Source organism: Erwinia sp. 2186 (assembly GCF_057812255.1).
The window spans coordinates 4,728,145-4,751,701 of the sequence record NZ_CM173824.1 but is presented as its reverse complement, the minus strand read 5'-3'; the positions used below and the strand labels follow the sequence as shown (position 1 = coordinate 4,751,701).

At 56.2% G+C, this 23,557-nt stretch carries 19 protein-coding genes; 8 read left to right on the top strand and 11 right to left on the bottom strand.

Annotated features, from left to right (window positions below):
* Window positions 1-41: 41 nt before the first annotated feature.
* From rraA to priA, 7 genes are all read right to left on the bottom strand, one after another.
* Entirely contained in the window at window positions 42-527 is a 486-nt protein-coding gene (rraA, locus tag ACXKZG_RS22105; protein ID WP_013200191.1) for a ribonuclease E activity regulator RraA, read from the bottom strand.
* A 106-nt stretch (window positions 528-633) separates the two neighbouring features.
* Entirely contained in the window at window positions 634-1,563 is a 930-nt protein-coding gene (locus ACXKZG_RS22100) for a 1,4-dihydroxy-2-naphthoate polyprenyltransferase (RefSeq protein WP_013200192.1), read from the bottom strand.
* 157 nt (window positions 1,564-1,720) lie between these two features.
* Window positions 1,721-3,052, bottom strand: a complete 1,332-nt coding sequence (hslU, locus tag ACXKZG_RS22095; protein ID WP_013200193.1) for an ATP-dependent protease ATPase subunit HslU — start codon at window positions 3,050-3,052, stop codon at window positions 1,721-1,723.
* Window positions 3,053-3,063: 11 nt separating this feature from the next.
* Complete coding sequence (hslV, locus tag ACXKZG_RS22090) at window positions 3,064-3,594, bottom strand: ATP-dependent protease subunit HslV (protein ID WP_013200194.1); 531 nt, start codon at window positions 3,592-3,594, stop codon at window positions 3,064-3,066.
* Window positions 3,595-3,684: 90 nt separating this feature from the next.
* Window positions 3,685-4,611 (bottom strand): cell division protein FtsN, encoded by a 927-nt coding sequence (ftsN, locus tag ACXKZG_RS22085; protein ID WP_488875471.1) that lies wholly within the window; start codon window positions 4,609-4,611, stop codon window positions 3,685-3,687.
* A 168-nt stretch (window positions 4,612-4,779) separates the two neighbouring features.
* A complete protein-coding gene (cytR, locus tag ACXKZG_RS22080) occupies window positions 4,780-5,784 on the bottom strand; it encodes a DNA-binding transcriptional regulator CytR (RefSeq protein ID WP_482435172.1) in 1,005 nt (334 codons plus the stop codon).
* 225 nt (window positions 5,785-6,009) lie between these two features.
* Complete coding sequence (priA, locus tag ACXKZG_RS22075) at window positions 6,010-8,208, bottom strand: primosomal protein N' (RefSeq protein WP_106382050.1); 2,199 nt, start codon at window positions 8,206-8,208, stop codon at window positions 6,010-6,012.
* Window positions 8,209-8,425: 217 nt separating this feature from the next.
* Between priA and rpmE the strand changes: the two genes are divergently transcribed.
* The gene (gene rpmE / locus ACXKZG_RS22070) at window positions 8,426-8,641 is read left to right on the top strand and encodes a 50S ribosomal protein L31 (protein ID WP_013200198.1); all 216 of its coding nucleotides are present in this window, start codon (window positions 8,426-8,428) and stop codon (window positions 8,639-8,641) included.
* Window positions 8,642-8,722: 81 nt separating this feature from the next.
* Here the strand turns inward: rpmE and ACXKZG_RS22065 are convergent, their stop codons facing one another.
* Window positions 8,723-9,625, bottom strand: a complete 903-nt coding sequence (locus ACXKZG_RS22065; protein ID WP_346568417.1) for a LysR family transcriptional regulator — start codon at window positions 9,623-9,625, stop codon at window positions 8,723-8,725.
* Window positions 9,626-9,724: 99 nt separating this feature from the next.
* Here ACXKZG_RS22065 and ACXKZG_RS22060 point away from each other — a divergent pair, with 99 nt between their 5' ends.
* On the top strand, window positions 9,725-10,726 hold the full coding sequence (locus tag ACXKZG_RS22060; RefSeq protein ID WP_013200200.1) for an aldo/keto reductase: 1,002 nt from the start codon (window positions 9,725-9,727) through the stop codon (window positions 10,724-10,726).
* Between the two features lie 104 nt (window positions 10,727-10,830).
* On the opposite strand, the gene metJ is transcribed toward ACXKZG_RS22060, so the two are convergent.
* A complete protein-coding gene (gene metJ, locus ACXKZG_RS22055; protein ID WP_013200201.1) occupies window positions 10,831-11,148 on the bottom strand; it encodes a met regulon transcriptional regulator MetJ in 318 nt (105 codons plus the stop codon).
* A 286-nt stretch (window positions 11,149-11,434) separates the two neighbouring features.
* On the opposite strand from metJ, the gene metB reads away from it, so the two are divergent.
* From metB to metF, 3 genes are all read left to right on the top strand, one after another.
* The gene (metB, locus tag ACXKZG_RS22050; RefSeq protein ID WP_013200202.1) at window positions 11,435-12,595 is read left to right on the top strand and encodes a cystathionine gamma-synthase; all 1,161 of its coding nucleotides are present in this window, start codon (window positions 11,435-11,437) and stop codon (window positions 12,593-12,595) included.
* A gap of 2 nt (window positions 12,596-12,597) precedes the next feature.
* Window positions 12,598-15,027, top strand: coding sequence for a bifunctional aspartate kinase/homoserine dehydrogenase II (locus tag ACXKZG_RS22045; RefSeq protein ID WP_013200203.1), 2,430 nt, complete (start codon window positions 12,598-12,600; stop codon window positions 15,025-15,027).
* Between the two features lie 223 nt (window positions 15,028-15,250).
* Window positions 15,251-16,150, top strand: coding sequence for a methylenetetrahydrofolate reductase (gene metF / locus ACXKZG_RS22040; protein WP_013200204.1), 900 nt, complete (start codon window positions 15,251-15,253; stop codon window positions 16,148-16,150).
* A gap of 100 nt (window positions 16,151-16,250) precedes the next feature.
* Here metF and ppc read toward each other — a convergent pair whose 3' ends face one another.
* Both ppc and argE read right to left on the bottom strand, forming a co-directional pair.
* Window positions 16,251-18,902 (bottom strand): phosphoenolpyruvate carboxylase, encoded by a 2,652-nt coding sequence (gene ppc, locus ACXKZG_RS22035; protein WP_053145333.1) that lies wholly within the window; start codon window positions 18,900-18,902, stop codon window positions 16,251-16,253.
* 245 nt (window positions 18,903-19,147) lie between these two features.
* Window positions 19,148-20,299, bottom strand: coding sequence for an acetylornithine deacetylase (gene argE / locus ACXKZG_RS22030; protein ID WP_346568420.1), 1,152 nt, complete (start codon window positions 20,297-20,299; stop codon window positions 19,148-19,150).
* 180 nt (window positions 20,300-20,479) lie between these two features.
* Here argE and argC point away from each other — a divergent pair, with 180 nt between their 5' ends.
* Genes argC through ACXKZG_RS22015 form a run of 3 tightly spaced genes read left to right on the top strand, consistent with a single transcriptional unit; the run spans window position 20,480 to window position 23,523 of the window.
* Entirely contained in the window at window positions 20,480-21,484 is a 1,005-nt protein-coding gene (gene argC / locus ACXKZG_RS22025) for an N-acetyl-gamma-glutamyl-phosphate reductase (protein ID WP_488875470.1), read from the top strand.
* 15 nt (window positions 21,485-21,499) lie between these two features.
* Window positions 21,500-22,276, top strand: a complete 777-nt coding sequence (gene argB, locus ACXKZG_RS22020; protein WP_013200208.1) for an acetylglutamate kinase — start codon at window positions 21,500-21,502, stop codon at window positions 22,274-22,276.
* A gap of 26 nt (window positions 22,277-22,302) precedes the next feature.
* Complete coding sequence (locus ACXKZG_RS22015) at window positions 22,303-23,523, top strand: argininosuccinate synthase (protein WP_013200209.1); 1,221 nt, start codon at window positions 22,303-22,305, stop codon at window positions 23,521-23,523.
* Window positions 23,524-23,557 lie beyond the last annotated feature (34 nt).

Below are 23,557 nucleotides of genomic sequence, written 5' to 3'. Positions count from 1 at the left end.
ACGGTCAGCAGAGAAACGGGTGCCAGTGGCACCCGTTTTTTTTATTCGATATCGAGCGGATCTTCGGAAAGGATAATGCCAGTGTTGTCGGCGTAGAGATGATCGCCGGAGAAGAAAGTGACGCCACCGAAGTTGACGCGAATATCGCTCTCGCCAATGCCTTCACCCGCAGCACCGACCGGAATGGCAGCAATCGCCTGAATGCCAATATCCAGCTCTTCCAGATCGTCAACCTGACGTACGGAACCGTACACCACAATGCCTTCCCATTCGTTCTGCAGTGCCAGCCTGGCCAGCGCCGCATCAATCAGCGCACGACGCACTGAACCGCCGCCATCAACCAGCAGCACACGACCTCGCCCGTTTTCCTCCAGCAGATCGTACAACAGCCCGTTGTCCTCGAAACATTTTACCGTGATGATTTGCCCGCCAAACGACGTACGGCCACCGAAGTTTGAAAAGAGCGGTTCAACGACGTTCACATCTTCGTGATAGATGTCGCAGAGTTCAGAAGTATCATATTTCATAAGGGTTTCGTCTGTTTGCCACAGGAACTCTAAGTATATCGCTTTCTCGCCGCTGTTGGCAAAATCATCAATTGTTAAAAGTTGCGATGAGTCAAACACATCGCAGTTAATTGAGGACCAGCCCGAGCGAGAAAAGCAGGTTGAGTAACAGGGCGGATTTCACGGTTTTCGCCAGCATAGGACGCATGGCAACGGCGGAAGGCTGCTGCGTAATGTAGCGGGCCTGTCTGAACAGCAACGGTGCGGAGAGCAGGAATAACCAGCCGGCGAGATTCAGCGAAGTGAGCAGGGCAAAAACCGCGCAGCACAGCACGGCCGCGGTGAGGATTAGCTGATGATAGCGCCTGGCGCCACTCGCCCCTAAGCGCACCGCCAGGGTAAACTTGCCATGCTGCTGGTCGCTTTCAATATCGCGCATGTTATTGACGTTAAGCACCGCGACCGCCATCAGCCCACAGGCTGTGGCAGGTAACAGCAGTAGCAGGGAGAGTTGATGGGCCTGAAGATAGTAGCTGCCCATTACCCCAAGCCAGCCGAAGAAAATTAATACCGACGCATCGCCCAATCCTAAATAGCCATAGGGTTTCTTGCCGACGGTGTAAGCGATGGCGGCGACGATCGCCACCGCGCCCAGCGCAATAAAGCCCAAAAAATCGTTTACCGACTGGCAGGCGCGGATCACCAGCGCGACGCCGGATATCATCGTCAAGGCCACGGTGAGGATCAGGGCACTGCGCATCTGCTTCTGACTAATCGCCCCTTTTTGCATGCCCCGCAGTGGCCCGATGCGGGCCGGCGTGTCGCTGCCTTTCAGGGCATCACCATAGTCATTTGCCAGGTTGGACAGAATTTGCAGCAGGGCGGTGGTGAGCAGTGCCAGCGCGGCGGTGCCCGCATTAAAATGTCCCTGCCACCAGGCCAGCGCGGAACCGGTCATCACCGAGGCACAGGCCAGCGGCAGCGTGCGCAAACGCAGGCTTTCCAGCCAGGCGCGGGAAGAAGATATTGCGGTCATCGGGTGCAGATTATCCGTCATAGCGGCAGGTCCTGGCTGAGGGAAGACGTCGCGCTATGGTAGCGTCTGCGACGGGCCAGAGAGTTATTCCACGTCAAGGATGCAACTGCCGGGAAGGGATTTCAGGCAATAAAAAAGGAGGCCGAAGCCTCCTGATGTGTCGATTTTCGCCGCGCGGTTACAGAATAAAGCGGCTCAAATCTTCGTCTGCGACCAGCTCGTCCAGATGCTTTCCAACATACTCGGCATCAATGGTAAACGACTGACCGTTGAGGTCGCTGGCGTCATAGGAGATATCTTCCATCAGACGCTCCAGCACCGTATGCAGACGGCGCGCACCGATGTTCTCGGCGGTTTCATTCACCTGCCACGCGGCGGCGGCAATCTTGCTGATGCCGTCTTCGGTGAAGTGAATATCCACGCCTTCGGTTTTCATCAGCGCTTTGTACTGCACGGTCACGGAGGCACTCGGCTCGGTCAGAATGCGCTCGAAATCATGGGTGGTCAGTGCCTGCAGCTCAACGCGGATTGGCAGACGACCCTGCAGTTCCGGGATCAGGTCTGACGGGCTGGCAACCTGGAACGCACCCGACGCGATAAACAGAATGTGGTCTGTTTTCACCATGCCGTGCTTGGTGGATACGGTGCAGCCTTCCACCAGTGGCAGCAGGTCGCGCTGTACGCCTTCGCGGGAAACGTCCGGGCCGGAGCTTTCGCCACGCTTACAGACTTTGTCGATTTCATCGATAAAGACGATACCGTGCTGCTCAACCGCGTCGATCGCTTCCTGCTTCAGCTCTTCCGGATTGACCAGTTTGGCGGCTTCTTCTTCAATCAGCAGCTTCATCGCTTCCTGAATTTTCAGCTTACGCGGCTTCTGCTTCTGGTTACCCAGGTTCTGGAACATCGACTGCAGCTGATTGGTCATCTCTTCCATGCCCGGAGGCGACATGATTTCAACGCCCATCGATGAAGAGGCCAGATCGATCTCAATCTCTTTGTCGTTCAACTGGCCTTCACGCAGTTTTTTGCGGAAAGACTGACGGGCGGCAGACGGTGCGGCTTCCGCTTCAGACTGGCCCCAGTTGTTCTTGGCCGGTGGGATCAGCACGTCCAGAATGCGTTCTTCCGCCATCTCTTCAGCGCGGTAACGATTTTTTTCAATCGCCTGAGAACGCACCATCTTCAGTGCAGAATCGGTCAGGTCGCGGATGATGGAATCCACTTCTTTACCGACATAACCCACTTCGGTGAATTTGGTCGCTTCGACTTTGATAAACGGCGCGTTGGCGAGTTTTGCCAGACGGCGGGCAATTTCTGTTTTACCCACACCGGTCGGGCCGATCATCAGAATGTTTTTTGGCGTCACTTCGTGGCGCAGCTCTTCGTCGAGCTGCATACGACGCCAGCGGTTACGCAAGGCGATCGCCACGGCGCGCTTGGCATTATCCTGGCCAATGATAAATCTGTTCAGTTCGCTGACGATCTCGCGCGGAGTCATTTCGGACATAGTTGGGATCCTTACGCTTTAGACGGTAATGCTTCGATGGTGAGGTTGTGGTTGGTATAGATGCAGATGTCGCCTGCAATACCCAGCGCTTTTTCAACGATGTCACGTGCGCCGATTTCGGTGTTTTCCAACAGCGCACGGGCAGCAGCCTGCGCGTAAGGACCACCAGAACCAATGGCAATTAAATCGTTTTCCGGCTGAATGACGTCGCCATTACCGGTAATAATCAGGGAGGCATTTTCATCGGCTACCGCCAGCAGCGCTTCAAGCTTGCGCAGCATACGGTCGGTACGCCAGTCTTTCGCTAACTCAACGGCCGCTTTCACCAGGTGGCCCTGATGCATTTCCAGCTTACGTTCGAAGAGTTCAAATAGCGTAAAGGCATCTGCGGTCCCACCAGCAAAACCGGCAATGACTTTGTCGTTATAGAGACGACGCACTTTTTTGACGTTGCCTTTCATTACGGTGTTGCCGAGGGTAGCCTGGCCATCACCGCCAATTACTACCTGGCCGTTGCGTCGTACACTTACAATTGTTGTCACGGGCAGACCCCTTGTTGCAGTCAGAAGATGTCCCCGCAGTTCACCTGCGGGGCATTGATGCAACCAGATATGGGGCGGCTTTAAGGGGTTTCAACCCCCGGAGGCGAGAGGAATACAATTTGAATGGCCCGATCCGCGCAGACGTTTCAGCGTGCTGTCAGCCGAAGAACGGCTGTTGTACGGGCCGATCACTACGCGATTCCAGCCACCGCCGGTCGTGATTCGGCTTTCAAATCCTTCGAAGGCCAGCTGTGCACGAATCGACTCTGCCTGGTCGGTCCCTTTGAACGAACCACACTGCACCATCCAGTGCTGAGACTTCTCGGCCTCTTTCGGTTTGCTCTCCGTTTTCGGCTGCTGAGCGGTTTGTGCCGGTGCCTGCGCTGGCGCAGCCTGCTGCTGCTTAACCGACTCACGTACTGCCGGCTCACGCACTGCCGGCGTTGCCCGGGTCACCGGCGCGACAGGTGCCTGACGAGGCGCCTGTTGCTGCTGTTGCTGCTGTGGCATCCGTGACTGCTGCTGTAACTGGCTCTGCTGCTGTTGACGCTGCAACGTTTGCTGACGCTGTGCCGGGGTCTGTTCGTTCCACGGCACCTCATTCAGCTGCGTTGGCTGCTGGCGCATATCAGACTGCATTTGCTCCAGCAGCTGGCGCTGTTCGTCGGTGAGCTGGGTTTTGGATTGCACTTCGCCACCTGATGACGGTTCAACAGGTGAGGGAACGGTAATCTGACGGTTTTCCAGCTCTTTGATATAACGCCAGCGCTCTTCCGGTTTAGGCGGAAGGCCGTTACCCACGGCTTTGTGCGCGGGGATTTCCGGCGTCTCTTCTTTTTTATGATGGGCAATAAACCACAGTCCGCCGACGAACGTCACCAGCACGGCAACGGCAAGCACAACCATAATTTTTGAAACTCCTGAACCACCACCACTGCGCTTTTTAGTGCGACTGTTGGTCTTCTTGCGACGCGTCCCTGTCGAACGCCCGCGGCCTACGTAATCTTTTTGTGCCACTAATCGTTCCGCTAATATTCAATGAAAGGTGAGGCCGGACCAAAGCTGACGCGCCCGGCTATCAGCCCGTCATGTTACTTAAGGGCCGGAAGTTTGACCAGCGGGGATCCCTGTAAGAATCCACTGAATCTTGTTTTTGCGTCTGTGGTGACGGAAATAGTGAGCTTTTCAGACTTTTTCCCGCAGGGAAGGCGCGGTACTGCCGCGAATTTTCAGTTCAAAATCTAACAGGCGGGAACCGCTGTTAACGGTTTTGCCCTGCAGCTGTTCGAGTAACAGCAACATCGCTTCCCGACCGATATTAAACCTCGGCTGGGCAACGGTGGTCAGTTGCGGGTCGCTGTAACGGGACAGTTCGATATCATCGAAGCCAATCAGCGATAAATCCTGAGGCACGCGTAACCCCATGATTTTGGCCTGCGACATCGCGCCTAGCGCCATGATGTCACTGTGACAGAACAGCGCGTCCGGCGGCTTAGGCAGCGTCATCAGATGTTTCATCGCCCGCGAACCGGCATCGAAGGTAAAGTCGCCGCGCACAATGTAGTGTGGATCGACCGCCAGGCCATTGCGGCGTAACGCCTGGATGTAGCCCTGCAGACGATACTGGCACAGCGGCATATCCTGCGGACCGGCAATACAGGCAATGCGACTGTGGCCGAGTTTTAGCAGATGATTAACCGCTTCGAAGGCCGCGGTCAGGTTATCGATATGCACGGTTGGCAGCTCAAGCTCAGGCGCAAATTCATTGGCCATCACCATTGGCGGAAGATTGCGCTGCTCTTCAATCCCGGTGTCGAAAGGCACCTGTGAACCCAACAGCACCATGCCATCGATTTGACGGGTCATCACCAGGTTGAGAAAGGATTTTTCCTGCTTGTTCTGATGAGCGCAGTCGCCGATCAGTACCAGATAGCCCTGATCGGCCGCGACCACTTCAATGCCGCGGATCATCTCACTAAAGAAGGGATCACAGATGTCAGGGACGATCACCAGGATCGTACGGGATTCGCTGCGTTTGGCACTGCGGGCCATCGCGTGAGGGGAGTAACCAACGGCAAGCACCGCTTTTTCGACTTTTTTGCGCGTGGCGGCAGAGACCTTTTCCGGGTTCATCAGGGCGCGCGAAACGGTCGCCGTTGATACGCCTGCTTCTTCAGCCACGTCCTTCATGGTCGCGCCTGTTGTCTCTTGATTGTGCTCCAACGCTTTTCTCCTCACGCCAGCCTGAGCTGACCTGACACTTGGGGACGATTCTAATTATAAGTAGCCGCGAGAGGTCATTTTGCAGGCCAGACACTCATGTTTATCAGATGCGGCGACAGGCTGTTACTTAATTTGCATAAAAATTGTGACTTGTGCGACTTTTTTCGATGTTACTCGCACCCGTAAGACGATTTAGCCTTCTGTAGGATCCACATCCAGCGTCCATTTCACTTTTCGCGCCTGCGGCAAGGTGCCAATCAGCGGCAGTGAATTTTTAATTAACCGCTGTAATACGGCGCGTGACGGATGCTGTAACAGTAACTGCCAACGGAAGCGGCCACCGCGCTTAGGTTGCAGTGCCGGAACCGGCCCCATCACCCAAAACGCCTCATCTTTTAACGGGCTGGCTTCCAGCAAATTACGCAGCTGCTGTAAGAACAGCGCAGACTGCTGATTATCATGGTCTTCGGAGCGGAACAGCGCATGGCTGGTAAACGGCGGCAGGAACACGGTTTTGCGCTCGACCAGCGCCTGCTGGGCAAAGGCATCGTAGCCCTGATGCAGCAAGGTTTGCAGCAGCGGGTGCTCAGGATGGTGCGTCTGCAGCATCACTTCTCCTTGCTTACCCGCACGGCCTGCGCGTCCGGCCACCTGAGTGTAAAGCTGGGCGAAGCGCTCGGCTGAACGGAAGTCGGCGGAAAACAGCGCGCCATCCACATCCAGCAACGACACCAGCGTCACATCCGGGAAGTGGTGACCTTTGGCCAGCATCTGCGTGCCGACCAGAATGCGCGCGCCGCCCCGATGCACATCCGCCAGATGCTGTTCCAGCGCCCCTTTGCGGCTGGTGGTATCACGATCGATGCGCGACAGCGGAACGTCAGGGAACTGCTCGCTGAGATTGTGTTCGAGCTGCTCGGTTCCCAGCCCGACCGGCACCAGGTTGGTCGATCCGCACTGCGGGCATTGATGGGGCACCGGACGCTGGCTGTCGCAATGGTGGCAGCGCAGCTGGCGATGGTGCTGGTGCAGCGTGTAGTAGCGATCGCAACGCTGACACTCGGCAATCCAGCCGCATTCATGGCATAGCATGGCGGGAGAGAAACCGCGACGGTTCAGGAACAACAGCACCTGATTGTCCGCTTTGAGGTGCTGACTGATTTTTTTGATCAGCATCGGCGACAGTCCGCCCTGCAATTTCACCCCTTTCAGGTCGATCAGCTGTTGCGTCGCCTGTCGGGCGTTACCGGCACGTTTGTTGAGGTTGAGCTGGCGGTATTTGCCCATCTGCACGTTGTGCAGCGTTTCCAGCGCGGGCGTCGCGGTGCCCATCACAATCGGAATATCTTCCTGTCGTGCGCGGAACACGGCCAGATCGCGAGCCTGATAACGCCAGCCTTCCTGCTGCTTATAGGAGCTGTCGTGCTCTTCATCAATGATGATCACCCCAAGCCGTGCGAAGGGCGTGAACAGCGCAGAGCGCGTGCCGATAACAATCGCCGTTTCACCCTGACGGGCGCGCAGCCAGACGGCCAGGCGTTCGCCGTCGTTCAGGGCGGAGTGCAGCACGTCGACCGGTGCGTTAAATCTTTCCCGAAAGCGGGCGATGGTTTGCGGCGTCAGCCCGATTTCAGGCACCAGTACCAGCGCCTGACCGCCGTTCGCCAGCACATTCTCCAGCACGCTGAGATAGACTTCTGTTTTACCGGAACCGGTGATCCCGGCCAGCAGCCAGGCGGCAAAATGATCGTCTTCGCTGCGGATCGCGCCCACAGCGGTGGCCTGTTCGGTATTCAACCTTAACCGCTCGCCTTTCACCGCATAATCGGTGCGCCAGTCCTGCTGAGCCCGCGGCTGCGCACGCAGATCGCACAGGCCTTTCGCCCGCAGCGCCTGCAGTGTGGCGTCGGTAATATCGTGCTGGCTGACTTCATGGCGATAGAGCGGGCGCTGACGCAGCGCGGCGAGCGCCTGCTGCTGCTTCGGCGCACGCTTCAGGCTTTCCGGGGCCGTTTCTTTCCCTGACTCGCTGAGGAACCATTGATAGATCGGCGCGTCCTGCGCGGGTTTCCCCTGTCGCAGCAGCACCGGCATGGCGTGAAACAGCACTTCGCCCAGCGGATAGTGATAATAGTCGGCGGCCCACAGCAGAATGCGCCACAGCGACGGCGGATAGAGTGACGCCTCGTCCAACACTTCATGCACGGCTTTTAGCTGATCCAACGGGAAATCGCTGGTTTCAGACGTGCCGACCACCACGCCAATCGCCTTGCGCTTGCCAAAAGGCACGCTGACGCGCGCGCCGGCTACCGGTAACGGCAGATGAGCGGGTAACGCATAGTCAAAATTGCGGGCAAGCGGGACGGGTAGCGCGACCTGAACAACGGGCATGAAATCATCCGGATGAAATTATGAGCGAGATAGTGTACACTGTGTCTTCCGTAATGTGCGGATTCGATTGCAGCAGACGTTACCTTTCTGTATAGTTTGCCGCCGTTGATACGGCATTATTGGTATCAAAACACCTGTTATTATTAATCCGCGTGTGGTGCCGGTGCAGGAATAATCCTGGCACGGGAGAGCGACACGGCCTTAACTGAGGTTTCCCATGAAAAAAGGTATTCACCCTAATTACGCTGAAGTTACTGCTAAATGTTCTTGCGGTAACGAAATCAAAACCCGCTCAACCGTGGGTCACGACCTGAACCTGGACGTGTGTGGTAACTGCCACCCGTTCTACACCGGTAAGCAGCGTGACGTTGCTAGCGGTGGTCGTGTTGACCGCTTCAACAAGCGTTTCACTATGCCTGGCAGCAGCAAGTAAGTTGCCTGAAAGAAACGGTCTCCGTTTCGCAAGTGATGAAAACCCAGCTACGGCTGGGTTTTTTTATGCCTGTCATTCCGCTCAGGGCTGGCGGTTAAACGCCTGCAGCCACGCAATGAAACAGCGCAGCGGCGTTGAGGTGTATTTCCTGCCGGGATAGTAAAGCCAGAAGCTTTCAGCCGGGGCGGCAAAATCCGCCAGCACTTCCACCAGCTCACCGTTATCCAACCGGTTTTGCACCAGCTCTTTAAACACAAAAGCCAATCCTGCACCCGCGCTCGCCGCGTCTGCCATCACAAAATCATTGTCCAGCGTCAGGCTGCCCACCACCGCAACCGCCAGTGGTTTCCCTGCATCACTGAATTCCCATTTGTAGTTCATCCCACTGGGAAAACGTCGCTGGATACAGGGAAAGTTGATTAATTCCTGAGGGTGCTTAGGGACGCCATGTAGCGCAATATACGCCGGGCTGGCGATCACCGCTCCCCGCAATTTTCTGCCAAAGGGGATCGCCACCATATCCTGCGGGATGGCCTCGCCAAAACGAACGCCCGCATCAAATCCCCCTTCGACAATGTTCACCAGACTGTCACTGGTCGTGACCTCCAGCGCGATATCGGGATACTGCTGGCGAAAGGGCAGCAGCAATGACTGCAGGTACAGGGCTTCGGCGCTGCGCGGCATATTCAACCGCAGCGTGCCGCGCGGATCGACCCGCCAGTGATTCAGTTCATCCACCGCCAACGAAAGATCCAGCATCGCCGGTTCAATACGCAGTAAAAATGCTTTCCCGGCATCAGTCAGTGAAACGCTGCGCGTGGTGCGATTCAGCAAGCGAACGCCGATGCGCTGTTCCAGATTGGTCATGGTGTGACTGAGCGTCGAGGGCGTGACGTTTCGCTCCTTCGCCGCTTTGCCAAAGTTAAGATGGCGGGCGATGGCGGTGAAAATCTCTAATTCCTGCAGCGTGGCGCGTGTTTTCATATTCGTGATTATTTTTCACTAATCTGCTTAAAAGGCATCAATTGTTGAATAAATCTGAGCAAAGTATAACGGTTCTGTCGCCAATTACCGGAGAAGAAAATGAAGCGCAGAACATTAGGCAGTCAGGGTTTTGAGGTCTCGGCCATCGGCCTCGGCTGCATGGGGATGACTTTCGCTTACGGTCACAACGATCGCCAGCAGGCGATCAACACCCTCCACCGTGCGTTCGATCTGGGCGTGGATTTTCTCGATACGGCGGAAGTTTACGGGCCTTTCAATAACGAGGAACTGCTGGCAGAGGCCCTGAAGGGGTATCAGGGACGGATTAAGGTCGCAACGAAATTCGGCTTTAACATCACTGACCAGGGGGAAGGGTGGGAACGGATTAAAGGCGTTAACAGCCAACCGGCGAATATCCGCGCCGTGGCGGAAGCGTCGTTAAAAAGGCTCAACGTTGAGACGCTGGACCTGTTTTATCAGCACCGTCCCGATCCTGCGGTGCCGATTGAAGCGGTGATGGGCACGCTGGCAGATCTGGTGCGCGAAGGTAAAATCCAGCATATCGGCCTGTCCGAAGTCTCCAGCGAGACGTTGAGAAGAGCGCAGGCTGTCTATCCGGTCACCGCTTTACAGAGCGAATACTCGTTGTGGAGCCGGGATGTTGAACAGGGCGTTTTGGCTACCTGTCAGCAGCTGAACATCGGTTTCGTGCCGTACAGTCCGCTTGGACGCGGCTTCCTGACCGGCAAGTTGCCCGATCCTGACACGCTTGATGCCTTCGACTATCGCAGAACGCTGCCGCGTTTCCAGCCCGATGCCCTGGCGCAAAACAACAAGCTGCTCGCCCAGTTGGCGGAGATGGCATCAGGTTATGGCGCGACGTCCGCCCAGATCGCGCTGGCCTGGGTGCTGGCGAAAGGGCAGAACATCGTACCCATCCCTGGCGCGAGTAAAATCGCCAACCTGGAAGATAACTGCAAAGCCACCGAGATTGCGCTGGCGGCTGGCGATGTCAGCCATCTTGACCGCTTATTCAGCGTTGGCAATATCGCGGGAGAACGTTATAACGCCGGTGAGTTTGGGCTGGTTGAGCGTGACTGAATGCCGTAAAGGCGATCCGCACAGGCGGTGAACCCCTAAATCACGGCCAAAAAAAATCCGCGAATGCTATCCATTCACGGATTTTTTTATGCCTTGAGGCGGGCCTAGTATTCCCAGGTATCGGGATCGACGCCCATCTCACGCATGATTGCTTTGGCTTCTTCCGGGATCTCATCGCTGCGTTCTTTACGCAGATCAACATCATCTGGCAAAGGCTGGCCGGTGAAAGCATGCAGAAACGCTTCGCAAAGCAGTTCGCTGTTAGTGGCATGACGCAAGTTATTAACCTGACGGCGTGTCCGCTCATCGGTCAAAATTTTTAATACTTTCAACGGAATGGATACCGTGATTTTTTTAACCTGTTCGCTTTTCTTGCCGTGCTCAGCGTACGGGCTGATATATTCGCCGTTCCATTCAGCCATGGGTTACCTTAGTCATCATTAAATTGAAATTACCCTTTATTTCCCGGCATGCCTGCCTGTGAGCGTTGGGTATATACCGAAATTCGGCTAATTATGCCCGAAGTTAGTGACCATCACACTGCATTGGCTCAACTTTCTGTCGGCTATAGCGTCATAATCTTAACGGTTATTGTCGGTTTGCTCAATCTATACGCAAAGACATTTAGATGTCCAGATGTATTGACGTCCATCTTTGCGCTGTTATGCTATGGCTCTTCTTTATTATCCAGTCAGGAATATTTGCACCATGACGCGTAAACAGGCAACCATCGCAGTACGCAGCGGTTTGAATGATGACGAGCAATATGGCTGCGTTGTCCCGCCGATCCACCTTTCCAGCACCTATAACTTTACCGATTTCAACGAGCCTCGCGCCCATGACTACTCTCGCCGTGGCAACCCGACGCGCGATGTGGTTCAGCGTGCGCTGGCCGAGCTGGAAGGCGGTGCCGGTGCGGTGATGACCAATACCGGAATGTCAGCCATTAACCTGGTGTGCACGGTATTCCTGAAGCCTGGCGATCTGCTGGTGGCCCCGCACGACTGCTACGGCGGCAGCTATCGCCTGTTCGACAGCCTGAGCAAACGCGGTGCGTACCGCGTGAAGTTTGTCGATCAGGGCGATGAAGCGGCGCTGAACGCGGCGCTGGCCGAAAAGCCGAAACTGGTGCTGATCGAAAGCCCAAGCAATCCGCTGCTGCGCGTGGTGGATATCGCCGCCATCTGCAAAGCGTCTGCGGAAGCCGGTGCCATTACCGTGGTGGACAATACCTTCCTCAGCCCGGCCTTACAGAACCCGCTGGCGCTCGGCGCTGACGTGGTGCTGCACTCGTGCACCAAATACCTGAACGGCCACTCTGATGTGGTAGCGGGCGCGGTGATCGCGAAAGACCCGGCGCTGGTGACCGAACTGGCGTGGTGGGCAAACAATATTGGTGCCACCGGCAGCGCGTTCGACAGCTATTTGCTGCTGCGCGGCATGCGCACGCTGGCACCGCGTATGGCGGCGGCACAACGCAATGCGTTAGCCATCGTTGATTACCTGAAGCAACAACCGCTGGTCAAAAAGTTGTATCATCCTTCCCTGCCGGAAAACGCGGGCCACCAGTTTGCCGTTCGTCAGCAAAAAGGCTTTGGCGCGATGCTCAGTTTCGAGCTGGATGGTGATGAGCAGACCTTACGCCGTTTCCTGAAAGCGCTGGAATTGTTCACGCTGGCAGAGTCACTGGGTGGCGTGGAGAGCCTGATTTCTCACACCGCAACCATGACCCACGCAGGCATGTCGGCTGAAGCCCGTGCCGCCGCAGGTATTTCTGAGACGCTGTTGCGCGTGTCAGTTGGAATTGAAGACCACGAAGATTTAATCGCCGATCTGGATAATGCATTCCGGATAGCGGCCGAGAGGTAAGTATGAGTCAGTCAGCAGTGGCAGCAGGTACGCGTCAGTTGCATAAATTTGGTGGAAGCAGTCTTGCGGACGCCAAATGTTACCTGCGTGTGGCGGGGATCATGGCGGAATACAGCCATCCCGGCGATATCATGGTGGTCTCCGCTGCGGGGAGCACGACCAACCAGTTGATCAGCTGGCTGAAGTTAAGCCAGAGCGATCGGTTATCGGCTCACCAGGTGCAGCAGGCGCTGCGTCGCTATCAGAGCGAGCTGATTGCCAGCTTGCTGCCACCTGCTCAGGCAGACGGCATGATTGCCGAGTTTATTCACGATCTGGAAAAACTCGCTGCGCTGCTGGACGGCAAAATCACTGATGCAGTCTATGCCGAAGTGGTGGGACACGGCGAAATCTGGTCCGCCAGGCTGATGGCTGCGGTGCTGACACGGCAAGATATCGCGTCCAGCTGGCTGGACGCGCGTGAATTCCTCTGTGCTGAGCGTGCTGCGCAGCCGGAAGTAGACGAAGGGAAATCCTGGCCGCTGCTACAGCAGCTGATGATCCAGCATCCCAACCGTCGTCTGGTGGTCACCGGTTTTATCTGCCGCAATGAAGCGGGTGAAACGGTGCTGCTCGGTCGCAACGGCAGTGACTACTCAGCCACGCAAATTGGTGCACTGGCGGGCGTGTCCCGCGTCACCATCTGGAGCGACGTGGCGGGCGTCTACAGTGCCGATCCGCGCAAGGTAAAGGATGCCTGCCTGTTGCCGCTGCTTCGTCTGGATGAAGCCAGTGAGCTTGCGCGCCTTGCCGCGCCGGTTCTGCACACCCGTACTCTGCAACCCGTCTCCGGCAGCGATATCGATCTGCAACTGCGTTGCAGCTATCAGCCTGAGCAGGGTTCAACCCGCATTGAGCGCGTGCTGGCTTCCGGCACGGGCGCAAGGATTGTCACCAGCCATGATGACGTCTGTCTGATTGAGTTCCATGTGCCTTCGCAGCACGACTTTGCCTCTCAGCATAAAGAGATCGATCACCTGTTGAAGCGCGCGCAGCTACGTCCGCTGGCCACCGGTGTGCATCCCGACCGCAATCTTATTCAGCTGTGCTACACCTCTGAAGTGGTCAGCAGCGCGCTGGATCTGCTGCAGGATGCGGGCATCCCGGGCCGCATTCAGCTGCGTGAAGGCATGGCGCTGGTGGCGATGGTCGGTGCGGGCGTCTGCCGTAACCCGCTGCACAGCCACCGCTTCTGGCAGCAGTTGAAAGATCAGCCGGTAGAATTTATCTGGCAGTCTGAAGACGGAATCAGTCTGGTGGCGGTGTTGCGTGTTGGCCCGACCGAAAGCCTGATCAGAGGCCTGCACCACTCGCTGTTCCGTGCGGAAAAGCGTATTGGACTGGTGCTGTTTGGCAAAGGCAATATCGGTTCACGCTGGCTGGAGTTGTTCGGACGTGAGCAGGAAATCCTCTCTGCCCGCACCGGCTTCGAATTCCTGCTGGCTGGCGTGGTGGACAGCCGCCGCAGCCTGCTGAACTATGACGGACTGGACGCCTCCCGCGCGCTGGCTTTCTTCGAAGATGAAGCGGTCGAGCAGGATGAAGAGTCGCTGTTCCTGTGGATGCGTGCCCACCCGTATGATGATTTGGTGGTGCTGGATGTCACCGCCAGCGAAACGCTGGCCGATCAGTATCTGGATTTCGCCAGCTACGGCTTCCATGTGGTCAGCGCCAATAAAGTGGCGGGCGCCTCAACGACCGATCGTTATCGCCAGATCCGCGATGCGTTCGCCAAGACCGGCAGCCAGTGGTTGTATAACGCCACCGTCGGCGCGGGCTTGCCGGTGAACCATACGGTGCGCGATCTGCGTGAAAGTGGCGACAGCATTCTGTCACTCAGCGGCATCTTCTCCGGCACGCTCTCCTGGCTGTTCTTGCAGTATGACGGCACGGTGCCTTTTACCGAGCTGGTGGATCAAGCCTGGCAGCAGGGACTGACCGAGCCCGATCCGCGAGTGGATCTCTCCGGTCAGGACGTGATGCGTAAGCTGGTGATCCTGGCGCGTGAAGCGGGTTATGACATCGAGCCGGATCAGGTTCGCGTCGAGTCGCTGGTGCCGGACAGCTGTAAGGGCGAGTCGGTCGATCACTTCTTCGAAAATGGTGAGGCGTTGAACGACCAGATGCAGCAGCGTTTTGAAGCCGCTCAGGAAATGGGGCTGTTGCTGCGCTACGTGGCGCGCTTCGATGCCAATGGCAAAGCGCGCGTGGGTGTGGAAGCGGTGCGCAGCGAGCATCCGCTGGCTTCACTGCTGCCGTGCGATAACGTCTTCGCGATTGAAAGCCGTTGGTATCGTGATAACCCGCTGGTTATCCGTGGGCCGGGGGCTGGCCGTGATGTGACCGCCGGTGCCATTCAGTCTGACCTGAACCGTCTGGCACAACTGCTGTAATCCTGTCTTCGGGGCCGGCATCCGCTGGCCCCTGATTTTCCTCAAAATTTTCCTGCCATCATGAAGTCTGTTCAACTTGAGTGAGAATTTGTCACGCATGTTGACCAACTATCTGTTGACTGAATAAGCGATTTCGTTCATTTTGAATGTCTGGACGTCTAAACGTATGGATGTTCAGAGAGGGATTTTTATTCTATTGCAGCGATCGATGAGGTAAGCAGGTATGAGTTTTTTCCACGCCAATCAGCGCGACGCGTTGAACCAGAATCTGGCCGAACTGAACGGGCAAATTAACGTCTCTTTTGAATTTTTCCCGCCGCGTACCAGTGAAATGGAACAAACTCTGTGGAACTCTATCGATCGTCTCAGCAGCCTGAAACCTAAATTTGTGTCGGTGACCTACGGCGCCAACTCCGGCGAACGTGACCGTACCCACAGCATTATCAAAGGCATTAAGGATCGCACCGGGCTGGAAGCGGCACCGCATCTGACCTGTGTGGATGCCACTCGCGACGAGCTGCGCACCATCGCCCAGGATTACTGGAACAACGGTATTCGCCATATCGTGGCGTTGCGGGGTGACCTGCCACCGGGCAGCGGTAAGCCGGAAATGTACGGTGCCGATCTGGTCGGCCTGCTGAAAGACGTTGGGGATTTTGATATCTCTGTTGCCGCCTATCCGGAAGTCCATCCGGAAGCGAAAAGCGCGCAGGCTGACCTGATCAACCTTAAGCGTAAGGTCGATGCCGGTGCCAACCGTGCCATCACCCAGTTCTTCTTCGATGTGGAAAGCTATCTACGTTTCCGCGATCGCTGCGTGACCGCCGGTATTGATGTGGAAATCGTCCCAGGCATTCTGCCGGTTTCAAACTTTAAGCAGCTGCAGCGATTTGCCACCATGACTAACGTGCGCGTGCCGGGCTGGATGACCAGCATGTTTGAAGGGCTGGACGACGATCCTGAAACGCGCAAAATGGTTGGCGCCAACGTCGCCATGGACATGGTGAAAATCCTCAGCCGTGAAGGGGTGAAGGATTTCCATTTCTACACCTTGAATCGCGCAGAGCTGAGCTACGCTATCTGCCACACGCTGGGCGTTCGCCCGCGCGGTGCCGTCGTCTGAAACGGATGAAATAAAGGAAAAAAGACGCCCGTGGGCGTCTTTTTTTATGGGCGTTGCCCGCTGCAGAAATTGCGGGAGGCCTGAGCCTCCCGACTGCGGCTTAGCCGGTGTTACGCATGCCGGCAGCCACGCCAGCAATGGTGACCATCAGCGCTTGCTCTACGTGCGGATCGACCGGTTCGCCTTTCGCTTCCTGCTGACGTGAACGGTGGAGCAGCTCTGCCTGCAGAACGTTGAGCGGATCGGTGTAGACGTTACGCAAGGCAATCGATTCGGCAATCCATGGCTGATCGGCCATCAGGTGCGCATCGTTGGCGATAGTCAGGATGGCTTTGATGTCTGAGTCCAGCTGATCGCGCAGCTGTTTGCCTAGCGGCCACAATGACGGTTCGACCAGGCGCTGATCGTAATATTCGGCCAGCCACAGGTCAGCTTTCGAAAACACCATCTCCAGCATGCCGACGCGGGTTGAGAAGAACGGCCAGTCGCGACACATGGTTTCCAGCTCATCCTGATTACCGGCTTCCATCGCTTTTTGCAGCGCGGCACCGGCACCCAGCCAGGCCGGCAGCATCAGGCGGTTCTGCGTCCAGGCAAAGATCCACGGAATCGCACGCAACGATTCAACGCCACCGCTTGCACGGCGTTTGGCTGGACGGGAACCCAGAGGCAACTTGCCCAGCTCCTGCTCCGGCGTTGCCGAGCGGAAGTAAGGCACGAAATCTTTGTTTTCACGCACGTAGCCACGATACATCTCGCAAGAGTCCGCAGACAGCTGGTCCATAATGCGGCACCACGCTTTCTTTGGCTCCGGCGGTGGCAACAGGTTGGCTTCCAGAATGGCACCGGTATACAGCGACAGGCTGCTGATAGTGACTTCTGGCAGACCGTATTTAAAGCGGATCATCTCGCCCTGTTCGGTAACGCGCAGGCCACCTTTCAGGCTGCCTGGAGGCTGGGAAAGCAATGCCGCATGGGCAGGTGCGCCGCCACGGCCGATAGAGCCACCGCGTCCATGGAACAACGTCAGGGCGATGCCGGCTTTCTCACAGGTTTTGATTAATGCATCCTGCGCTTCATACTGCGCCCAGCTTGCGGCCATCACGCCGGCATCTTTCGCAGAGTCAGAGTAGCCAATCATTACCATCTGCTTGCCCTGAATGATGCCGCGATACCAGTCGATGTTGAGCAGCTGGCTCATCACGTCATTGGCATTGTTCAGGTCATCCAGCGTTTCAAACAGCGGTGCTACTGGCATGGTGAACGGGATACCGGCTTCTTTCAGCAGCAAATGCACCGCCAGCACGTCGGACGGCACTTTGGCCATCGAGATAACATAAGCGGCAATCGAACCTTTCGGCACTTCAGCGGCGACGCGGCAGGTTTCAAGCACCTCACGCGTATCGGCACTTGGCTCCCAGTTGCGCGGCAGCAGCGGACGTTTTGAATTCAGTTCGCGGATCAGGAACGCCTGTTTGTCGGCTTCTGACCAGCTTTCATAATCGCCCAGACCGAGGAAGCGGGTGATTTCGGCAATGGCTTCAGTGTGACGGGTGCTTTCCTGACGGATATCAATGCGCACCAAAGGCACGCCGAAGCACTTCACGCGGCGCAGCGTATCCAGCAGCTGGCCATTGGCAATGATGCCCATGCCGCACGCCTGCAGGGACTGATAACAGGTGTACAGCGGATCCCACAGCTGGTCGTTGGAGATCAACAGGTCAGCCGGGCGCGGCAGACGTTCGCCCTTCAGGCGACGTTCCAGGTAGGCCTGGGTGCTCATCAGCTGACCACGCAGGTTTTTCATGATCTCGCGGTAAGGTTCCAGCGCTTCCGGGTTACCACACAGCTCACGCACTTCTGGCGTACATTCAGACATCGACAGCTCTGACACCAGCACGGCGATATCACGCAGGAACAGGTCGGTCGCTTTCCAGCGGCTAAGCTGCAGCACATGGCGGGTGATATCGGCGGTGACGTTCGGGTTGCCGTCACGGTCGCCGCCCATCCACGAAGTGAACTTGATCGGCACGAAATCCACCGGCAGCTTGACGCCAAACGAGGCTTCAACCTGCTCATTCAGTTCGCGCAGGAAGTTAGGCACGCCTTCCCACAGGCTGTTTTCGACCACGGCGAAGCCCCATTTGGCTTCATCAACCGGGGAAGGGCGGTATTTACGTATTTCATCGGTATGCCAGGCCTGAGCAACCAGCTGGCGCAGGCGGCGCATGATCTGCGATCGGTCGTAATCAGAAAGATCGTTGTGATCGAGCTGCTTCAGGCAGCTGTTCACTTCAACCAGTTTGTGGATCAAGGTACGACGGGTGATTTCCGTCGGGTGGGCAGTCAGCACCAGCTCCAGTGAAAGCGATTCGATGGCTTCACGGATCGAGGCTTCGGTCAGATGAGGTTGCTGCTTCAGGCGATCGAAGACTTTGGTCAGCATTTCCGGGTGATTGGCCCCTTCACCCTTCGGGGAAATCGTATGGTACTGCTCGGCAACGTTAGTCAGATTCAAAAACTGGCTGAAGGCGCGTGCAACAGGCAGCAGCTCATCATTCGACAGGTTTTGCAGCGTTGACAGCAATTCTTTACGGTGGGCGTCATTTCCCGCACGTGATGACTTCGAGAGTTTGCGGATGGTTTCCACCCGCTCAAGGATGTTCTCTCCAAGTGCATCCTTAATCGTATCCCCGAGCAGTTTGCCGAGCATACTGACATTACTTCGCATTGCGGAATATTGTTCGTTCATATGACCCCTGACACCCTTCTTGTTTTTGTCACTTTATTTCACCGTTGCCGGCATAACTTTGCCTTTTATCTAGCCACGTTCGTTACCATTCGTCAAATGACTTAAATCTGGCGGCTTCAGCGGCTAAATGTCGGTAATTTATGAAATTTAATTACAGGCAAGTGAGATAAGTTATTCTTATCATGAAAGACGGAACAAATCAGGGGCAACACGCTGTTTCAGCAGTGAATTGCCCCAAATGTGATTTAGTGGTGGCAAAAATGCTGCACAACCTGAGCGATCAATTCACGGGTGGGTTTAATAAATGCGGTGTCGATATATTCGTCCGGTTGGTGCGCCTGATTGATCGATCCCGGGCCCAAAACCAGCGTTGGGCACAGCGTCTGAATGAACGGCGCTTCGGTACAGTAGTTCACCACTTCGGTTTCGGTTCCCAGTAATTTCTCCACTACCTGCACCAGCTGATGGTTGCGCGGACATTCGTAGCCTGGAATGGGCGGATGCAATTCACCAATCGTCACCCGGCCTGGCCAGCGTTCACTCACCGGAGCCAGCGCATCATTCAGCAAACCTTCCAGATCCTGCAGTGACAGGCCCGGTAACGGACGAATATCCATATACATCTCACAGCAGGCACAGATGCGGTTTGGCGCATCGCCGCCGTTGATGTAGCCGAAGTTCATGGTCGGATACGGGATGGCAAAGCCATCATGGTGATAGCGCTCTTTCAACGTATTACGCAGGCCCATCAGGTGAGTGATGGACTCATGCATCAGCTCAATCGCATTGACGCCACGCGCCGGATCGCTTGAGTGACCCGACTGGCCCTGAATGCGGATCGACTGAGATAAATGGCCTTTATGAGCCCGCACCGGTTTCAGTGAGGTGGGCTCACCAATAATCGCGCAGTCCGGGCGGATGGTGGTGTTTTCAGAGAAATACTGCGCGCCGGCCATGGTGGTTTCTTCATCGGCGGTGGCGAGGATGTAGAGCGGCTTTTCCAGTTTGGTCACGTCAACATCACGCAGAGTATCTAAAATAAAGGCAAAGAAGCCTTTCATGTCGGCGGTGCCCAGACCGTAGAGCTTGTTGTCATGCTCGGTCAGGGTGAACGGATCGCGCGTCCAGCGCCCATCGTCGAACGGGACGGTATCGGTATGACCGGCGAGCAGCAGGCCGCCCGCGCCGTTTCCGGTTCTGGCCAGCATATTGAATTTGTGGCGCGTGCCGGGCACCGGTTGCACTTCAACGCTGAAGCCAAGGTCACGGAACCAGCCTGCCAGCAAATTGATTAAAGTTTCATTACTCTGATCGATGGCAATATCGGTTGCGCTGATCGACGGTGTGGCAATCAACTCACGGTATAACTCGATAAAAGGGGGTAATTTTGTCTTCACTGTTGCCATTCCTTGAGTTAGGATAGTGTCATATTCATGCATTAATAGTGAATAAAAATACATTAACGGCGTACGGATGGAAACCACAAATTGCTCCATCGTCCAGCGCCGCTCGCGTGGGAAGACAGCGAAAATTCGCTGCAGCCCGGAAATTTGAGACCAGAAAAAGGTGTCAGTCTGATGTTGAATACGCTGATTGTTGGTGCTAGTGGTTATGCTGGCGTAGAGCTTGCGACTTACCTGAATCGTCATCCACAGGTGAACATAACCGCTTTGGCGGTTTCAGCGCAAAGCCCGGACGCAGGAAAATTACTTTCCGATCTTCATCCGCAGCTGAAAGGCATCCTTGATATGCCGCTGCAGCCCTTGAGCAGCGCCTCGCAGTATGCCGATAAAGTGGACGTCGTTTTTCTGGCGACCGCTCACGAAGTCAGCCATGACCTTGCGCCAGAGTTCCTCGCCGCGGGTTGTGTGGTATTCGATCTCTCCGCTGCTTTCCGCGTGAACGATCAAAGCTTCTTCACAGACTACTACGGCTTCCCGCATCAGCATCAGGACTGGCTGGAAAAAGCGGTATATGGTCTGGCCGAATGGCAGCATGACAAAATTAAAGAAGCGCAGCTGATTGCGGTGCCGGGTTGCTATCCTACCGCTGCCCAGTTGGCCTTAAAGCCGCTGGTCGAAGCGGGCCTGCTGAACGATGCGCAATGGCCGGTGATCAACGCCACCAGCGGCGTGAGCGGAGCAGGGCGCAAAGCGGCGGTCGGCACCAGCTTCTGTGAAGTGAGCCTGCAGCCGTACGGTATTTTCACCCATCGTCATCACCCAGAAATCGAAGCGCACCTCGGTGTGCCGGTGATCTTCACCCCGCATCTGGGCAACTTCCCGCGCGGTATTCTGGCAACCACCACCTGCCGGTTAAAAGCAGGTGTGACGTCTGACGACGTGGCAGAAGCGTTCCATAATGCCTATCACGATAAGCCATTGGTGCGTGTTTACGACAAAGGCGTGCCGTCAATTAAGGGTGTTGTTGGTCTGCCATTCTGCGACATCGGTTTTGCGGTGAGGGGTGAACACCTGATTGTCGTGTCGGCAGAAGACAACCTGTTGAAAGGCGCCTCCTCGCAGGCAGTGCAATGCCTGAATATTCGTTTCGGCTTCCCGGAAACGCAGTCACTTATTTAATCGGTGAAGAAGATTATGACGACTCCTTTAATTATTAAACTCGGTGGCGTGCTGCTGGATAGCGAAGAAGCGCTGGAGCGCCTGTTTGGCGCGCTGGTGGCCTACCGGGCTGAGCATCAGCGTCCACTGCTGATTGTGCACGGCGGTGGCTGCCTGGTGGATGAGCTGATGAGCAAGCTCTCGCTGCCGGTGAAAAAGAAAAATGGCCTGCGCGTCACGCCTGCGGATCAGATCGACATTATTACCGGCGCCCTGGCGGGAACCGCAAACAAAACCCTGCTGGCCTGGTCGAAAAAGCACGGCATCGAGGCAGTTGGCCTCTGCCTGGGCGACGGCAGCAGCGTTAACGTGGAAGCCTTCGACGAAGAACTCGGCCACGTGGGTCTGGCCACGCCAGGTTCGCCGATGTTAATTAATACTCTGCTGACCGCCGGTTTCCTGCCAGTGATCAGTTCCATCGGCATCACTCAGGATGGTAAGTTAATGAACGTCAACGCCGACCAGGCTGCGACCGCATTGGCGGCCACCCTGGGTGCCGATTTAATCCTGCTGTCGGATGTCAGTGGCATCCTCGACGGCCAGGGACAGCGTATCGAAGAGATGACCGCCGCCAAAGCTGAGAAGTTGATTGCTGAAGGCGTGATCACCGACGGTATGATTGTCAAAGTCAATGCAGCCCTGGACGCTGCCCGCACGCTGGGCCGTCCGGTAGATATCGCCAGCTGGCGTCATGCTGAGCAGCTGCCGACCCTATTTAACGGCGTGTCAATTGGCACCCGGATCCTCGCTTAATCAGAAACGGATTCAAGGAAAAGACAATGCAAGACAAGAGCATCAAAAAAATCGTTCTGGCTTACTCCGGTGGTCTGGATACCTCCGCCATCATTCCATGGCTGAAAGAGAACTACGGCGGCTGTGAAGTGGTCGCATTTGTGGCTGATATCGGTCAGGAACGTGGCGATCTTGAAGGCGTTGAGCAGAAAGCTCTGCAGTCAGGCGCGTCCGAATGTCACGTTGTCGATCTGCGTGAAGAATTCATCAGCGAATACGTTTACCCCGTGCTGCAGACCGGTGCGTTGTACGAAGGCACCTATCTGCTGGGCACCTCGATGGCGCGTCCAATCATCGCTAAAGCGCAGGTTGAGCTGGCGTTGAAAGTGGGTGCCGATGCGCTGTGCCACGGTGCGACCGGTAAGGGTAACGACCAGGTGCGTTTCGAAACCACCTATACCGCGCTGGCACCACAGCTGAAAGTGGTTGCGCCATGGCGTGAGTGGAACCTGCGTTCCCGTGAAGCCCTGCTGGACTACCTGAAAGAGCGCAACATCCCAACCACCGCCTCTCTGGAAAAGATCTACAGCCGTGATGAAAACGCCTGGCATATCTCTACCGAAGGCGGCGTGCTGGAAAGCCCATGGAATGCACCGAATAAAGATTGCTGGGTGTGGACCGTCGATCCGCTGGAAGCGCCAGATCAGCCGGAGCAGGTGACTGTGACTGTTGAGAAAGGCCGCGTTGTTGCGGTTAACGGCAAAGCGATGAGCCCGTTCCAGTGTCTGGACGCGCTGAACGTGATCGGTGCCAAACACGGCGTTGGCCGTATCGATATCGTGGAAAACCGTCTGGTCGGCATCAAATCCCGCGGCTGCTACGAAACCCCAGGCGGCACCATCATGGTGAACGCACTGCGCGCCGTAGAGCAGCTGGTTCTGGACCGTGACAGCTTCAAATGGCGTGAGCAGCTGGGCCATGAGATGTCGTATGTGGTGTACGACGGTCGCTGGTTCGCGCCATTGCGCAAATCCATCCAGGCGGCGGCTGAGTCACTGGCTGAAGACGTCAACGGCGAAGTGGTGCTGCAGCTGTACAAAGGCACCGTGACGGCAACGCAGAAGAAATCGGCTAACAGCCTCTATTCTGAAGAGTTCGCGACCTTCGGCGAAGATGAAGTGTACGATCACCGTCACGCGGGTGGCTTCATCCGTCTGTTCTCCCTTTCTTCACGCATCCGTGCGCTGAACGAAAAGAACAAGGCCTGAGTTCAGGCTAATCGCGCCAGGGAGATCCTCTCTG

Bases quoted from the DNA above. Each gene is read 5' to 3' on its own strand.
- rraA (WP_013200191.1), bottom strand. From the start codon at position 527: ATGAAATATGATACTTCTGAACTCTGCGACATCTATCACGAAGATGTG.
- ACXKZG_RS22100 (WP_013200192.1), bottom strand. From the start codon at position 1,563: ATGACGGATAATCTGCACCCGATGACCGCAATATCTTCTTCCCGCGCC.
- hslU (WP_013200193.1), bottom strand. From the start codon at position 3,052: ATGTCCGAAATGACTCCGCGCGAGATCGTCAGCGAACTGAACAGATTT.
- cytR (WP_482435172.1), bottom strand. From the start codon at position 5,784: ATGAAGGACGTGGCTGAAGAAGCAGGCGTATCAACGGCGACCGTTTCG.
- priA (WP_106382050.1), bottom strand. From the start codon at position 8,208: ATGCCCGTTGTTCAGGTCGCGCTACCCGTCCCGCTTGCCCGCAATTTT.
- rpmE (WP_013200198.1), top strand. From the start codon at position 8,426: ATGAAAAAAGGTATTCACCCTAATTACGCTGAAGTTACTGCTAAATGT.
- ACXKZG_RS22065 (WP_346568417.1), bottom strand. From the start codon at position 9,625: ATGAAAACACGCGCCACGCTGCAGGAATTAGAGATTTTCACCGCCATC.
- ACXKZG_RS22060 (WP_013200200.1), top strand. From the start codon at position 9,725: ATGAAGCGCAGAACATTAGGCAGTCAGGGTTTTGAGGTCTCGGCCATC.
- metJ (WP_013200201.1), bottom strand. From the start codon at position 11,148: ATGGCTGAATGGAACGGCGAATATATCAGCCCGTACGCTGAGCACGGC.
- metB (WP_013200202.1), top strand. From the start codon at position 11,435: ATGACGCGTAAACAGGCAACCATCGCAGTACGCAGCGGTTTGAATGAT.
- ACXKZG_RS22045 (WP_013200203.1), top strand. From the start codon at position 12,598: ATGAGTCAGTCAGCAGTGGCAGCAGGTACGCGTCAGTTGCATAAATTT.
- metF (WP_013200204.1), top strand. From the start codon at position 15,251: ATGAGTTTTTTCCACGCCAATCAGCGCGACGCGTTGAACCAGAATCTG.
- ppc (WP_053145333.1), bottom strand. From the start codon at position 18,902: ATGAACGAACAATATTCCGCAATGCGAAGTAATGTCAGTATGCTCGGC.
- argC (WP_488875470.1), top strand. From the start codon at position 20,480: ATGTTGAATACGCTGATTGTTGGTGCTAGTGGTTATGCTGGCGTAGAG.
- argB (WP_013200208.1), top strand. From the start codon at position 21,500: ATGACGACTCCTTTAATTATTAAACTCGGTGGCGTGCTGCTGGATAGC.
- ACXKZG_RS22015 (WP_013200209.1), top strand. From the start codon at position 22,303: ATGCAAGACAAGAGCATCAAAAAAATCGTTCTGGCTTACTCCGGTGGT.